The organism is Streptomyces sp. NBC_01224 (assembly GCF_036002945.1).
Lineage (GTDB): Bacteria > Actinomycetota > Actinomycetes > Streptomycetales > Streptomycetaceae > Streptomyces.
This window is the reverse complement of sequence record NZ_CP108529.1, coordinates 4,589,254-4,601,923: the sequence shown is the minus strand read 5'-3', so window position 1 is coordinate 4,601,923 and position 12,670 is coordinate 4,589,254. Positions and strand designations below refer to the sequence as shown.

Sequence of the window (12,670 nt, the reverse complement as noted above, 5' to 3'; positions counted from 1 at the left end):
GATGAGCCTGTCGCAGGGCTGGTCCGTAATTCGGGGGACCGGATCTCAACTGCCGCTTCCAGGCGTTCTCGCCTGCCCGAGGAGTAGTCGTTCCATGAGCGAGCACCGTCGCAAAACGCCGCAACCGCAAGGTGGTGGGCGCGCAGCGGCCAGACGAGCCGCCCAGCAGTCCTCAGGACGCCGCGCCGCTCCGTCACGCGGAGTAACTTCCGAGTCACCTTCCGGTTCGCATGGCGGGGACAGCCCGTACGGCGGACGCGCCGAGGCCAGACGAGCCGCCCAGCGCGGCGGCGGCGGGAGCCGTGGCGGCGGCGGTGGTCGTCGTCGCGGTGGTGGTGGCGACAGCGGACACGAGGGCCCGGGCAGGGGGCGTGGCCGCGGTAGTCAGCGTCCTGCCAAGAAGCGCTTCATCGACTATCCGCGCGCCGGGAAGTACGGCCTGCGGCGCTGGGTGCCGTCGTGGAAGCTGGTCTCCGGCCTCTGTGTCGGCTTCCTGGGCCTGCTCATGGGCCTGGCCGGCCTCGCGTACGCGATGGTCACCACGCCCGAAGTGAAAAACACCGCGAAAGCGCAGAACAACGTCTATTTCTGGGACGACGGCACGCAGATGGTCGCCACGGGCGGTGAGGTCAACCGTCAGATCATTAGTTACGGGCAGATCCCCGAAGCCATGCGTAACGCGGTCATCTCGGCTGAGAACAAGTCCTTCGAACATGACAGCGGCATCGACCCCATGGGCATCGCCCGTGCTCTGTACAACATGGCGACCGGCGGCCAGACCCAGGGTGGATCGACGATCACCCAGCAGTACGTGAAGAACTCCTACCTGTCCCAGGACCAGACCCTGAGCCGGAAGTTCCAGGAGCTCTTCATCACGCTCAAGGTCACCAACGAGACGGACAAGAAGGACATCATCCGTGACTACCTGAACATCTCCTACTACGGGCGAGGTGCCTCAGGGATCCAGGCGGCGGCCCGGACGTACTTCGACAAGGACGCCGAGGACCTGGACGCGAGCGAGTGTGCGTTCCTGGCCACGCTGCTCAAGGGGCCTACCTACTTCGACCCGGCGGGCGTCCCCGAGGAGGATAAGGAGGCCACCAAGGCGAAGAACACCGCGCGTGCCAAGAAGCGCTGGAAGTGGATCCTCGACGAAGAGGTGAAGGACAAGCGTCTCTCGCAGGCGGAGCGCGCCAAGTACACCGATTTCCCGGATATCAAGCCGCCGAGGAAGAGCGCCCAGCTGGGCGGTCAGACCGGCTACCTGGTCGACCTCGCCAAGTCGTACGCCCTGAACAACGTCGAGGGTATGACGGCGAACAAGCTGGCCCAGGGCGGCTACGAGATCCACACCACGTTCAACAAGAAGAAGGTCAAGGAGCTCGACGCCGCGGTCCAGAAGGTCTACGACAGCAAGATCAATCCGAAGAAGCGCCCCGAGACGGACACCCACGTCCAGTTCGGCGGCGGGTCGGTGGATACCAAGACCGGTGCCATCGTGGCGATCTACGGCGGTCAGGACGCGACCAAGCACTACACCAACAACGCCAACCCCACGGGTGCGCAGGTCGGTTCGACCTTCAAGCCGTTCGTGCTGGCGGCAGCGATGGAGTACGGCAAGCGCGACCCCTTGCTCGGCGAGGACCAGGGCTTGTCGCAGCGTGAGCAGGTCTCGCCGCTGAGCATCTACAACGCCGACGACAAGCTGAAGATCAAGAAGTACAACGGCCAGATCTGGACCGACGAAAACGGCAAGGAGTGGCTGCAGGCCAACGACGGCCATGAGTCGAAGGGCAACATCACCCTTCGTGAGGCGATGCAGTGGTCCGCCAACTCCCCGTACGTCCAGCTCGGCATGGACGTCGGCACCGACAAGGTGAAGGACGTCGCCATTGCCGCCGGCCTCAAGGACGACGACAGCATGGCGGATTCACATGTGCCGTCGTTCTCCATCGGCACGTCCTCGCCCAGTGCGATCCGTATGGCCGGTGCGTACGCGACCTTCGCCGCCAGCGGACAGCAGCGCGAGCCCTACTCGGTCACCGAGGTGAAGCACGAGGGCGAAACCATCTACCAGCACAAGGACGTCCCCAAGCGCGCCTTCGATCCCGACATCGCCGACAACGTCACCGACGTCCTGAAGAACGTCGTCGAGAAGGGAACCGGTACCCCCGCGCAGCTCCCCGGCCGTGACGTGGCAGGCAAGACGGGTACGACGGACGAGAACAAGTCGGCCTGGTTCGTCGGCTACACCCCGCAGCTGTCCACGGCCATCAGCATGTACCGGCTGGACGACGACGAGAAGAACGCGAACCGCAAGTTCGAGAAGATGTACGGCACGGGTGGTGAGAGGACGATCCACGGTGCCTCGTTCCCGGCCCAGATCTGGCACGACTACATGGCGGAGGCGATGCAGGGCAAGCCGGTCGTGACATTCCCGAAGCCGGGGCCGATCGGTGAGAAGGTCTACGGTGGCGGCGCGCAGAGCCCCAAGCCGTCGCCCACCACGGTGGATTCGCCCTCGCCGTCCGCGTCGGAGACCAAGTCGCCCCCGATGAGCCCGTCCCCGCCGGCGCCCGACCCCAGCGACACCTGTAGCGCATGGGACTGGAACTGCCAGAACACCAACGGCGGGACCAACACCGGCGCTGACAACGGCGGAGCCGCAGGCGGTCCCAGCACCAGCCCGTCGCCGTCCTCCACGCCACCGGGCGGTGGCAACGGCAATGGCAATGGCAATGGCAATGGCAACGGCAACGGCGGATTCTTCGGGGGCCCGGCCGGTTAACGTCCCTCCGGCCGGATAGACCGGCGATCCGGCCGACCGGATCTGGTCAAGGGCCGCCGCACCACATGGTGCGGCGGCCCTCGTCGTTTCCACAGTCCCGTACGGCAGGATGAGCGGCATGCCAAGCGCAGAAGACACGAGTGTGCACCAGGAACGGCCCGTCGTACGGCCCACGCACCAGGACGAGATCGCCGAGGCAGGCAGCGAGCTGATCGGCGGCCGGTCGGGACGCTGGACACGGGTCGGCAGCACGGCACTCACGCCCGTGGGCGTCGTCGCGCTGGTGGCCCTCGGGATGTTCGCGCTGGGCATGGTGCAGAAGCTGCCCTGCTACAACTGGGCGTGGTTCAGGGGTGCCGGTTCGCAGTACACGCACGCCTGCTACTCGGACATTCCGCATCTCTATGTCGGACGTGGCTTCTCCGACGGTCTCGTGCCGTACTTGGACCGGCTGCCCGGCGACATGCAGTACCTGGAGTACCCCGTCCTGACGGGCTTGTTCATGCAGATCGCGTCCTGGCTGACACCGGGCGGATCCATTCAGCACCGCGAGCAGATGTACTGGATGGTCAACGCCGGCCTGCTGATGATCTGCGCCGTGATCATCGCCGTCTGCGTCGCCCGTACACACCGGCGCCGCCCCTGGGACGGACTACTGGTCGCTCTCGCGCCCGCCTTCGCGCTCACCGCGACGATCAACTGGGACCTGCTGGCGGTCGCGCTGACGGCTGCGGCGATGCTCATGTGGTCCCGGGGGCGGGTGCTGGCGTTCGGTGTCCTCATCGGGCTTGCCACGGCCGCCAAGCTCTATCCCGTGCTCCTGCTGGGGCCTGCCTTCGTGCTGTGCTGGCGGGCGGGCAAATGGCGGGAGTTCGGCCTGGCGACGCTCGGGGCGGTGGTCTCCTGGCTGGTGGTGAATCTGCCGGTGATGATCTTCGCGCCCGAGGGATGGAGCAAGTTCTACGGTTTCAGCAAGGAGCGGGGCATCGACTTCGGCTCCTTCTGGCTGATCATCACCCAGCGCGCCGGCATGACCATCGAGACCCCGACCGTCAACCACGTCTCGGAGCTGTTGATGGCCCTGCTGTGCGCGGCCATCGCCGCGCTGGCGCTGACGGCACCGCGCAGGCCGCGCTTCGCGCAGCTCGCCTTTCTCGTCGTCGCAGCGTTCATCCTCGTCAACAAGGTCTATTCGCCGCAGTACGTGCTGTGGCTGATCCCCCTGGCCGTCCTGGCCAGGCCGCGCTGGCGCGACTTCCTGATCTGGCAGACGTGCGAGGTCATGTACTTCCTTGGTATCTGGATGTACCTCGCGTACACGACGAGCGGGGACAAGCACCAGGGGCTGCCCACGGAGGGGTATCAGCTGGCGATCATCCTGCATCTGCTGGGCACGCTGTACCTCTGCGCCGTTGTCGTACGGGACATTCTGATGCCGGAGCGGGACGTCGTGCGGCGCGACGGGTCGGACGATCCGTCCGGCGGGGTGCTCGACGGAGCCGAGGACGCATTCGTGCTGAGGCGGGCGGCGCATCCGCCGCGGCATGCCGTTCCCGCCGTCGAAGGGCCGCGGGTGGAATGGGGAGCGGGGCACGGACCGGCCGCCGACTGAGACGGGTCTCTTCAGGGGGCCGAGGCCCCCTGAAGAGCGTCTCGGCGCCTCCTACCGGTCGACGAGGCGGTCGAACTGGGTGGTCGTGTGGCGCAGATGGGCCACCAGCTCGTCGCCGACCTTCGGCTCCTGCGCGTCCGAGGGGACGAACAGGATCGACACCTGCATGTGCGGCGGTTCGGCGAACCAGCGCTGCTTGCCGGCCCAGACGAACGGCGACAGGTTGCGGTTGACGGTGGCCAGGCCCGCGCGGGCGACACCCTTGGCGCGCGGCATCACACCGTGCAGGGCCTTCGGGGCCTCCAGGCCCACACCGTGCGACGTACCACCGGCGACGACCACCAGCCAGCCGTCCGAGGCGGCCTTCTGCTGGCGGTAGCCGAAACGGTCACCCTTGACGACACGCGTGACGTCCAGAACAGCACCCCGGTACTCCGTCGCCTCATGGTCGCCGAGCCACAGCCGGGTGCCGATGCGGGCGCGGAAACGGGTCTGCGGGAACTGCTGCTGGAGCCGGCCCAGCTCCTCGGCGCGCAGATGGCTGACGAACATGGTGTGCAGCGGCAGCCGGGCCGCGCGCAGCCGGTCCATCCAGCCGATGACTTCCTCGACCGCGTCCGAGCCGTCCGTGCGGTCCAGCGGCAGGTGCAGGGCGAAGCCTTCGAGGCGTACGTCCTCGATGGCGGCGTGCAGCTGCCCGAGCTCCTCCTCCTTGACACCGTGGCGTTTCATCGAGCTCATGCACTCGATGACGACCCGCGCGCCCACCAGGGCGTGCACGCCGTCCACGGAGGAGACGGACCGGATGACACGGTCGGGCAGCGGCACCGGCTCCTCGCCCCGGCGGAACGGGGTGAGGACCAGCAGATCGCCGCTGAACCAGTCCTTTATGCGGGCCGCCTCATAGGTGGTGCCGACGGCGAGCGTGTCGGAACCGAAGCGGATGGCCTCGTCGGCTAGCCGCTCGTGACCGAAGCCGTATCCGTTGCCCTTGCAGACCGGGACGAGGCCGGGGAACTGGTCGAGGACGGATTTCTGGTGCGCCCGCCAGCGCGCGGTGTCGACGTAGAGGGAGAGCGCCATGGCCGGTCCGGAACCCTTCTGGTGGCTGCGGTGTGTGGGAGGTGTGCGGAGTCGAAGTCCCCATTGAAACGAATGAAGCCGGTTTCGTCAGCGGGACGACGCGTATCAGCGGCGCGACATGTAGATGTCGAGCGCCTTGTGCAGCAGCTTGTTGAGCGGGAAGTCCCACTCGCCGATGTACTCGACGGCTTCGCCGCCGGTACCGACCTTGAACTGGATCAGACCGAAGAGGTGGTCCGTCTCGTCGAGCGAGTCGCTGATACCGCGCAGGTCGTAGACGGTCGCGCCCATCGCGTACGAGTCGCGCAGCATGCGCCACTGCATCGCGTTCGAGGGCCGGACCTCGCGTCCGATGTTGTCTGACGCGCCGTACGAGTACCAGACGTGGCCACCGACGACGAGCATCGTCGCCGCGGACAGGTTGACGCCGTTGTGCCGGGCGAAATAGAGCCGCATGCGGTTGGGGTCCTCGGAATTGAGCACCGTCCACATGCGCTGGAAGTAAGAGAGCGGGCGTGGCCGGAAGCGGTCGCGGACCGCGGTGATCTCGTACAGCCGCTGCCATTCGGCGAGGTCCTCGTAACTGCCCTGGACGACCTCGACGCCGGCCTTCTCGGCCTTCTTGATGTTGCGTCGCCACAGCTGGTTGAAGCCCTTGAGGACGTCTTCGAGCGATCGGTTGGCCAGCGGGACCTGGAAGACATAGCGCGGCTGTACGTCACCGAATCCGGCGCCGCCGTCCTCGCCCTGCTGCCAGCCCATCTTCCGCAGCCGGTCCGAGACTTCGAAGGCGCGCGGCTCGATGTGGGTGGCCTCGACATCACGCAGGCGCTTCACATCGGGGTCCTGGATACCGGACTTGATGGCGGCCGCGTCCCAGCGGCGGATGACGACCGGCGGGCCCATCTTCACGGAGAAGGCGCCCTGCTGCTTGAGATGCGCCAGCATCGGCTGCAGCCAGTCGTCCAGGTTGGGGGCGTGCCAGTTGATGACCGGGCCCTCGGGGAGGTACGCGAGGTACCGCTTGATCTTGGGCAGCTGGCGGTACAGCACCAGGCCGACACCGACCAACTCGCCGCTCTTGTCGAACCATCCCAGATTCTCAGAGCGCCATTCGGTCTTCACATCAGCCCACGCCGGGACCTGGCAGTGACTCGCCGCGGGCAGATTCTGGATGTACGCCAGATGCTGCTCTCGGCTGATGGTCCTCAGGGTCAGGCTCATGCGGGGCGCTCCTCGGCAGGTGTGTCCCCATCGGTCAGGGGCTCCGGCTCTCGCGCCGAAGCCTACTGCGACCGGGGAGCGCCCCGTCTGGCCCTATGGGACCTTGTCGGTCCGTCCCGCCGGGACCGGGATGGCCCCGTCCTTGCACGGGGAGCGGCGCCAAGCCCCTGAACGGGGTCCTCGCGCCGGGCCCGTGCGTCCGGCGGTGTCCGGTTGTGCCTGGTTGCGTCTGTCTCGAATCAGCCCACCAAGCCGCCGAAGAGGCCGCCGTGGGCCATGCCGAGGAAGAACCCGATGGCGGATGCACCCAGGCCGATGATCAGCGGGAACCTCTCGCGCGTGGTCACCGAGACGTACTGCCCGTACGCAGCTGTGAGGATCCCGATGAGTCCGGCCCACGAACTGATCAGATGCAGGCTGTGGAACATCGCCGTCACGAAGGCGAGCGCACCGAGGACCAGGGTCACCACCACCAGGGCTTCCTGGAGCGGATGGGTCTTGCCGTCCGTGGCGAGAAGGGAGACGGGAGGACGGGACCGAGTTGCCTGTGCCATGGAGTACCTCCTGGCCGAAAAGGCGGCGCATCGTGGCGCCGCTCACACCCGATGTGTACAGATTGCGTCTCCTGAGCACCGGATTTCAACCGGAAGCCGGTGTGCAGGTAGTCTGTAACGTCTGCACCGGTGTCTGCCCAGGCCAGCACGTCGGCCCCTCTCGACAGAGGGTGCTGTCAGTGGCGGCTGTTTTACTCGGAGACACTGTTGCTTTACGCATCACGACCCTCCTGCCACGGAACGACCGTGGCCGCTGAGTCCAAAGGAGGTGGGTTCCACATGCGTCACTACGAGGTGATGGTCATCCTCGACCCCGATCTCGAGGAGCGCGCTGTCTCCCCGCTGATCGAGAACTTCCTCTCCGTCGTCCGTGAGGGCAGCGGAAAGGTTGAGAAGGTCGACACCTGGGGCCGTCGTCGTCTCGCTTACGAGATCAAGAAGAAGCCCGAGGGCATCTACTCGGTCATCGACCTGCAGGCCGAGCCTGCGGTCGTCAAGGAGCTCGACCGCCAGATGAACCTGAACGAGTCGGTCCTCCGGACCAAGGTCCTCCGTCCCGAGATCCACTGAGCATCTAGCTCAGCGGTCATCGGGTTCGAGTAGCAGCAAGCAGCCAGAAGCAATCCCCGCCGAGAGGTTCACCCATGGCAGGCGAGACCGTCATCACGGTCGTCGGCAATCTCGTCGACGACCCCGAGCTGCGCTTCACCCCGTCCGGTGCGGCGGTCGCGAAGTTCCGTGTCGCGTCCACTCCCCGCATCTTCGACCGGCAGACCAATGAGTGGAAGGACGGCGAAGGCCTGTTCCTCACCTGCTCGGTCTGGCGGCAGGCGGCGGAGAACGTCGCCGAGTCGCTTCAGCGAGGCATGCGCGTAGTCGTGCAGGGCCGGCTGAAGCAGCGGTCGTACGAAGACCGCGAGGGCGTCAAGCGCACGGTCTACGAGCTGGACGTCGAGGAAGTCGGCCCCAGCCTCAAGAACGCCACGGCCAAGGTCACCAAGACCACCGGTCGCGGTGGTCAGGGCGGCCAGGGTGGATACGGCGGTGGCCAGCAGGGCGGCGGCAACTGGGGCGGCGGTCCCGGTGGCGGTGGCCAGCAGGGTGGCGGCGGCGCTCCCGCCGACGACCCGTGGGCCACAAGTGCGCCTGCCGGCGGCCAGCAGGGCGGGGGCCAGCAGGGCGGCGGAGGCGGTTGGGGCGGAAGCTCCGGCGGCTCCGGTGGCTCCGGCGGCGGCTACTCGGACGAGCCGCCCTTCTAGGGCAGCTCGTACTCCCACTTCTTGATCACACAGGAGAAACACCATGGCGAAGCCGCCTGTGCGCAAGCCTAAGAAGAAGGTCTGCGCGTTCTGCAAGGACAAGACCCAGTACGTGGACTACAAGGACACGAACATGCTGCGGAAGTTCATTTCCGACCGCGGCAAGATCCGTGCCCGCCGCGTGACCGGCAACTGCACGCAGCACCAGCGTGACGTCGCCACGGCAGTCAAGAACAGCCGTGAGATGGCGCTGCTGCCCTACACGTCCACCGCGCGATAAGGGAAGGGTGACCGAATCATGAAGATCATCCTCACCCACGAGGTCTCCGGCCTCGGTGCTGCGGGCGACGTCGTCGACGTCAAGGACGGGTACGCCCGTAACTACCTGGTTCCGCGTGGCTTTGCCATCCGCTGGACCAAGGGTGGCGAGAAGGACGTGGCGCAGATCCGCCGCGCCCGCAAGATCCACGAGATCGCCACGATCGAGCAGGCCAACGAGATCAAGACCAAGCTCGAGGCCGTGAAGGTCCGTCTGGCCGTTCGCTCCGGCGACGCCGGCCGTCTCTTCGGCTCCGTGACCCCGGCCGACATCGCCTCGGCGATCAAGGCTGCCGGTGGCCCCGACGTCGACAAGCGTCGCGTCGAGCTCGGCTCGCCGATCAAGACGCTCGGCGGACACCAGGTGTCCGTGCGTCTGCACCCCGAGGTCGCTGCGAAGCTCGGCATCGAGGTCGTTGCTGCCTAAGGGCACAGCTCACCAGAGCAGGTGAAGGGCCGTACCCCACGAGGTACGGCCCTTTGCTGTTTCACGTGAAACGGGGCGTCGGCCGGTGGCTCAGCGGGTGGCTCCGGTGACGATCCACTTGCCCGATCGGGTGCGCAGCCAGAGCGTCACTATGCGGACGGCCATCATCAGGGCCATAGCCCACCACAGCGCGGTCAGGCCGCCGCCGAACGTCGGCACCAGCAGGGCGACCGGGGCGAAGAGGGCCAGAGTGACGAGCATGGCCCAGGCCAAATACCGCCCGTCTCCGGCGCCCATCAGCACTCCGTCCAGGATGAAGACCACGCCGGCGATCGGCTGGGACAGCGCCACCACCAGCAGCGCCGGGAACAGCGTGTCCTGAACGGACTGGTCGTCGGTGAACAGGGGTACGAACAACGGCCGGGCAAGGACGATCAGTGCCCCGAACACCACCCCGGAAGCGATGCCCCACTGCACCATGCGGCGGCATGCCTCGCGTGCGCCCTTGGCGTCATCGGCTCCCAGGTGGCGGCCGATGATGGCCTGCCCTGCAATGGCGATGGCGTCGAGGGCGAAGGCCATCAGGGTCCAGAGGGAGAGGATGATCTGGTGCGCGGCGATCTCGGTGTCGCCGAGGCGGGCGGCGACGGCTGTGGCGATCATCAGCACGGCACGGAGCGACAGCGTACGAACCAGCAGCGGAACGCCTGCCTGGGCGCTGGCCTTGATGCCTTCGGCGTCGGGCCGCAGCGAGGCGCCGTGCCGACGTGCTCCCCGTACCACCACGATGAGATATGCGGCGGCCATGGCGATCTGTGCGATTACAGTGCCCCAGGCCGATCCGGCGATGCCGAGCCCGGCGCCGTAGACGAGTCCTGCATTGAGGGCTCCGTTGGCCGCGAAGCCTCCGATGGCGACATAGAGCGGGGTTCGGGTGTCCTGCAGGCCACGGAGTACGCCGGTCGCGGCCATCACCACGAGCATGGCCGGGATGCCGAGGCTGGAGATCCTCAGATATGTGGTGGCGTAGGGGGCTGCGGTGTCGGAGGCGCCGAAGACGTCCACGAGCCAGGGCGCTGTGGGGAGCGTGAGGGCGATGACGAAGATGCCGAGCAGTAGGGCCAGCCAGATGCCGTCCATGCCCTGCCGGATCGCGGAGGCCAGATCGCCCGCTCCGACCCGCCTTGCCACTGCCGCGGTGGTGGCGTACGCGAGAAAGACGAAGATGCTGACGGCGGTGGTCAACAGGGCTGCGGCGACGGCCAGGCCGGCCAGTTGCGGTGTGCCGAGATGGCCGACGATGGCACTGTCGACCATCACGAAGAGCGGCTCGGCGACGAGCGCGCCGAAGGCAGGGACGGCCAGCGAGATGATCTCGCGGTCGTGCCGTCGACGACTGGGCGGCAGAGGTGCCGGGGCCTGGATCATGGGGGCCAATCTAATCTTCCACAGGTAATGGATGCAATGCCTATTCAGTCCTTACATTTATTGCCACCCGGCATTCTCTCGTGCGCTGTTTGTCGTGATCTTGTGCTGACTCGGAAAGTTTTTCTCCCCCACAGCCCGTGGATGGAGAAACTCCAGGTCAGAGCCTTGATGGTGCGGGTGCTATGAGTTTGTCCACAGTGCTGTCCCCCGCTCCGTGCACAGGTTCCGCAGAGTTCTCCACAGCATCTGGTCCGTCGTCCACATGCCCTGTGGATAACCAGATTGGCTGACGGTGCTGAGCGGCCTACCGTGGTCCGGCGCCCGCACCCCGTTCCGGCCCTGGAACCCCGCAGAACTCGACGTGCCGGAACCGGAGTCGGGCGTCTTGTTTGTCGGTGCTGTGCCGTAAGAAAGAGTCGCACGGCGAGGTCCGCGGAGCGGACGGGAGGAGGTGGCCCGGTGAGTATTCCCGAGCCTTTGGACGACCCCTGGGCCGACACCGGTCCCAGTGACCGTCTGCCCGTTTCCCGCCAGCGCCGCGGCGAAGGCCGGGACCGCGGCGAGCAGCACGAACGCGGCAGGGAGAGCAGCGGATGGGAGGGCGGTTCCCCCGGTTTCGAGCGGGTGCCGCCCCAGGACCTCGATGCCGAGCAGTCGGTCCTCGGCGGCATGCTCCTGTCCAAGGACGCCATTGCCGACGTCGTGGAGATCATCAAGGGACACGACTTCTACCGCCCCGCCCACGAGACCGTCTTCCAGGCGATCCTCGACCTCTATGCCAAGGGGGAGCCGGCCGACCCGATCACGGTGGCGGCCGAACTGGTCAAGCGTGGCGAGATCACCAAGGTGGGCGGAGCTCCGTATCTGCACACCCTCGTCCAGTCCGTGCCGACCGCGGCCAATGCCTCGTACTACGCGGAGATCGTCCACGAACGGGCGGTCCTCAGGCGGCTCGTCGAAGCCGGGACGAAGATCACGCAGATGGGATACGCGGCCGACGGCGATGTCGACGACATCGTGAACTCCGCGCAGGCCGAGATCTACGCCGTCACCGAGCAGCGCACCAGCGAGGACTACCTGCCGCTCGGCGACATCATGGAAGGCGCTCTCGACGAGATCGAGGCGATCGGTTCGCGCAGCGGTGAGATGACCGGGGTGCCGACCGGCTTCACCGACCTCGACGCCCTGACGAACGGCCTGCACCCGGGCCAGATGGTTGTCATCGCGGCCCGTCCGGCCATGGGCAAGTCCACTCTGGCGCTGGATTTCGCACGGGCCTGTTCGATCAAGAGCAACCTGCCCAGCGTGATCTTCTCCCTCGAAATGGGGCGCAACGAGATCGCGATGCGACTGCTCTCGGCCGAGGCGCGAGTCGCGCTGCACCACATGCGTTCCGGCACCATGACCGACGAGGACTGGACGCGGCTGGCTCGCCGGATGCCCGATGTCTCGGCAGCCCCCCTCTACATCGACGACTCCCCGAACCTCTCCATGATGGAGATCCGGGCGAAGTGCCGTCGGCTCAAGCAGCGCAACGACCTCAAGCTCGTGGTCATCGACTATCTGCAGCTGATGCAGTCCGGCGGCTCGAAGCGTGCAGAGAGCCGCCAGCAGGAGGTCTCGGACATGTCCCGAAACCTCAAGCTGCTCGCGAAGGAGCTGCAGCTCCCGGTCATCGCGCTCTCCCAGCTGAACCGTGGCCCCGAACAGCGCACGGACAAGAAGCCGATGGTCTCCGACCTGCGTGAATCCGGATCCATCGAACAGGACGCCGACATGGTGATCCTGCTGCACCGCGAGGATGCGTACGAGAAGGAGTCCCCCCGCGCCGGCGAGGCCGACCTGATCGTCGCCAAGCACCGTAACGGCCCGACGGCGACGATCACCGTGGCCTTCCAGGGTCACTACTCGCGCTTCGTGGACATGGCACAGACCTGAGCAGGCGGTCTGTAGTCGTCCAGCGGCAAGTGCCGAGGC

At 66.7% G+C, this 12,670-nt stretch carries 11 protein-coding genes; 7 read left to right on the top strand and 4 right to left on the bottom strand.

The window, feature by feature from the left end; all coding sequences use genetic code 11:
* Window positions 1-94 precede the first annotated feature (94 nt).
* Together OG609_RS20460 and OG609_RS20455 are read left to right on the top strand one after the other, a co-directional pair.
* The gene (locus OG609_RS20460) at window positions 95-2,788 is read left to right on the top strand and encodes a transglycosylase domain-containing protein (protein ID WP_327274129.1); all 2,694 of its coding nucleotides are present in this window, start codon (window positions 95-97) and stop codon (window positions 2,786-2,788) included.
* A gap of 118 nt (window positions 2,789-2,906) precedes the next feature.
* Window positions 2,907-4,400 (top strand): glycosyltransferase family 87 protein, encoded by a 1,494-nt coding sequence (locus OG609_RS20455; RefSeq protein ID WP_327274128.1) that lies wholly within the window; start codon window positions 2,907-2,909, stop codon window positions 4,398-4,400.
* Between the two features lie 51 nt (window positions 4,401-4,451).
* On the opposite strand, the gene OG609_RS20450 is transcribed toward OG609_RS20455, so the two are convergent.
* The 3 genes from OG609_RS20450 to OG609_RS20440 form a co-directional block, all read right to left on the bottom strand.
* Window positions 4,452-5,483, bottom strand: coding sequence for an alanine racemase (locus OG609_RS20450; RefSeq protein WP_114245532.1), 1,032 nt, complete (start codon window positions 5,481-5,483; stop codon window positions 4,452-4,454).
* A gap of 105 nt (window positions 5,484-5,588) precedes the next feature.
* On the bottom strand, window positions 5,589-6,707 hold the full coding sequence (locus tag OG609_RS20445; protein WP_327274127.1) for a lipid II:glycine glycyltransferase FemX: 1,119 nt from the start codon (window positions 6,705-6,707) through the stop codon (window positions 5,589-5,591).
* 239 nt (window positions 6,708-6,946) lie between these two features.
* The gene (locus tag OG609_RS20440; protein ID WP_093895068.1) at window positions 6,947-7,261 is read right to left on the bottom strand and encodes a hypothetical protein; all 315 of its coding nucleotides are present in this window, start codon (window positions 7,259-7,261) and stop codon (window positions 6,947-6,949) included.
* Between the two features lie 279 nt (window positions 7,262-7,540).
* Between OG609_RS20440 and rpsF the strand changes: the two genes are divergently transcribed.
* The 4 genes from rpsF to rplI all read left to right on the top strand — a co-directional run bounded on the left by rpsF (window position 7,541) and on the right by rplI (window position 9,265).
* Window positions 7,541-7,831, top strand: coding sequence for a 30S ribosomal protein S6 (rpsF, locus tag OG609_RS20435; RefSeq protein WP_327274126.1), 291 nt, complete (start codon window positions 7,541-7,543; stop codon window positions 7,829-7,831).
* Between the two features lie 74 nt (window positions 7,832-7,905).
* Window positions 7,906-8,520, top strand: a complete 615-nt coding sequence (locus OG609_RS20430) for a single-stranded DNA-binding protein (protein ID WP_189276614.1) — start codon at window positions 7,906-7,908, stop codon at window positions 8,518-8,520.
* Between the two features lie 43 nt (window positions 8,521-8,563).
* Entirely contained in the window at window positions 8,564-8,800 is a 237-nt protein-coding gene (gene rpsR / locus OG609_RS20425; protein WP_003967857.1) for a 30S ribosomal protein S18, read from the top strand.
* Window positions 8,801-8,818: 18 nt separating this feature from the next.
* A complete protein-coding gene (gene rplI / locus OG609_RS20420) occupies window positions 8,819-9,265 on the top strand; it encodes a 50S ribosomal protein L9 (protein ID WP_093895069.1) in 447 nt (148 codons plus the stop codon).
* 90 nt (window positions 9,266-9,355) lie between these two features.
* Here the strand turns inward: rplI and OG609_RS20415 are convergent, their stop codons facing one another.
* The gene (locus OG609_RS20415) at window positions 9,356-10,693 is read right to left on the bottom strand and encodes an MATE family efflux transporter (protein ID WP_327274125.1); all 1,338 of its coding nucleotides are present in this window, start codon (window positions 10,691-10,693) and stop codon (window positions 9,356-9,358) included.
* A 459-nt stretch (window positions 10,694-11,152) separates the two neighbouring features.
* On the opposite strand from OG609_RS20415, the gene dnaB reads away from it, so the two are divergent.
* On the top strand, window positions 11,153-12,631 hold the full coding sequence (gene dnaB, locus OG609_RS20410) for a replicative DNA helicase (protein ID WP_327274124.1): 1,479 nt from the start codon (window positions 11,153-11,155) through the stop codon (window positions 12,629-12,631).
* Window positions 12,632-12,670 lie beyond the last annotated feature (39 nt).

What these genes read in the sequence shown, in the direction of transcription:
- OG609_RS20460 (WP_327274129.1), top strand. Translation starts at nt 95, where the DNA reads ATGAGCGAGCACCGTCGCAAAACGCCGCAACCGCAAGGTGGTGGGCGC.
- OG609_RS20455 (WP_327274128.1), top strand. Translation starts at nt 2,907, where the DNA reads ATGCCAAGCGCAGAAGACACGAGTGTGCACCAGGAACGGCCCGTCGTA.
- OG609_RS20450 (WP_114245532.1), bottom strand. Translation starts at nt 5,483, where the DNA reads ATGGCGCTCTCCCTCTACGTCGACACCGCGCGCTGGCGGGCGCACCAG.
- OG609_RS20445 (WP_327274127.1), bottom strand. Translation starts at nt 6,707, where the DNA reads ATGAGCCTGACCCTGAGGACCATCAGCCGAGAGCAGCATCTGGCGTAC.
- OG609_RS20440 (WP_093895068.1), bottom strand. Translation starts at nt 7,261, where the DNA reads ATGGCACAGGCAACTCGGTCCCGTCCTCCCGTCTCCCTTCTCGCCACG.
- rpsF (WP_327274126.1), top strand. Translation starts at nt 7,541, where the DNA reads ATGCGTCACTACGAGGTGATGGTCATCCTCGACCCCGATCTCGAGGAG.
- OG609_RS20430 (WP_189276614.1), top strand. Translation starts at nt 7,906, where the DNA reads ATGGCAGGCGAGACCGTCATCACGGTCGTCGGCAATCTCGTCGACGAC.
- rpsR (WP_003967857.1), top strand. Translation starts at nt 8,564, where the DNA reads ATGGCGAAGCCGCCTGTGCGCAAGCCTAAGAAGAAGGTCTGCGCGTTC.
- rplI (WP_093895069.1), top strand. Translation starts at nt 8,819, where the DNA reads ATGAAGATCATCCTCACCCACGAGGTCTCCGGCCTCGGTGCTGCGGGC.
- OG609_RS20415 (WP_327274125.1), bottom strand. Translation starts at nt 10,693, where the DNA reads ATGATCCAGGCCCCGGCACCTCTGCCGCCCAGTCGTCGACGGCACGAC.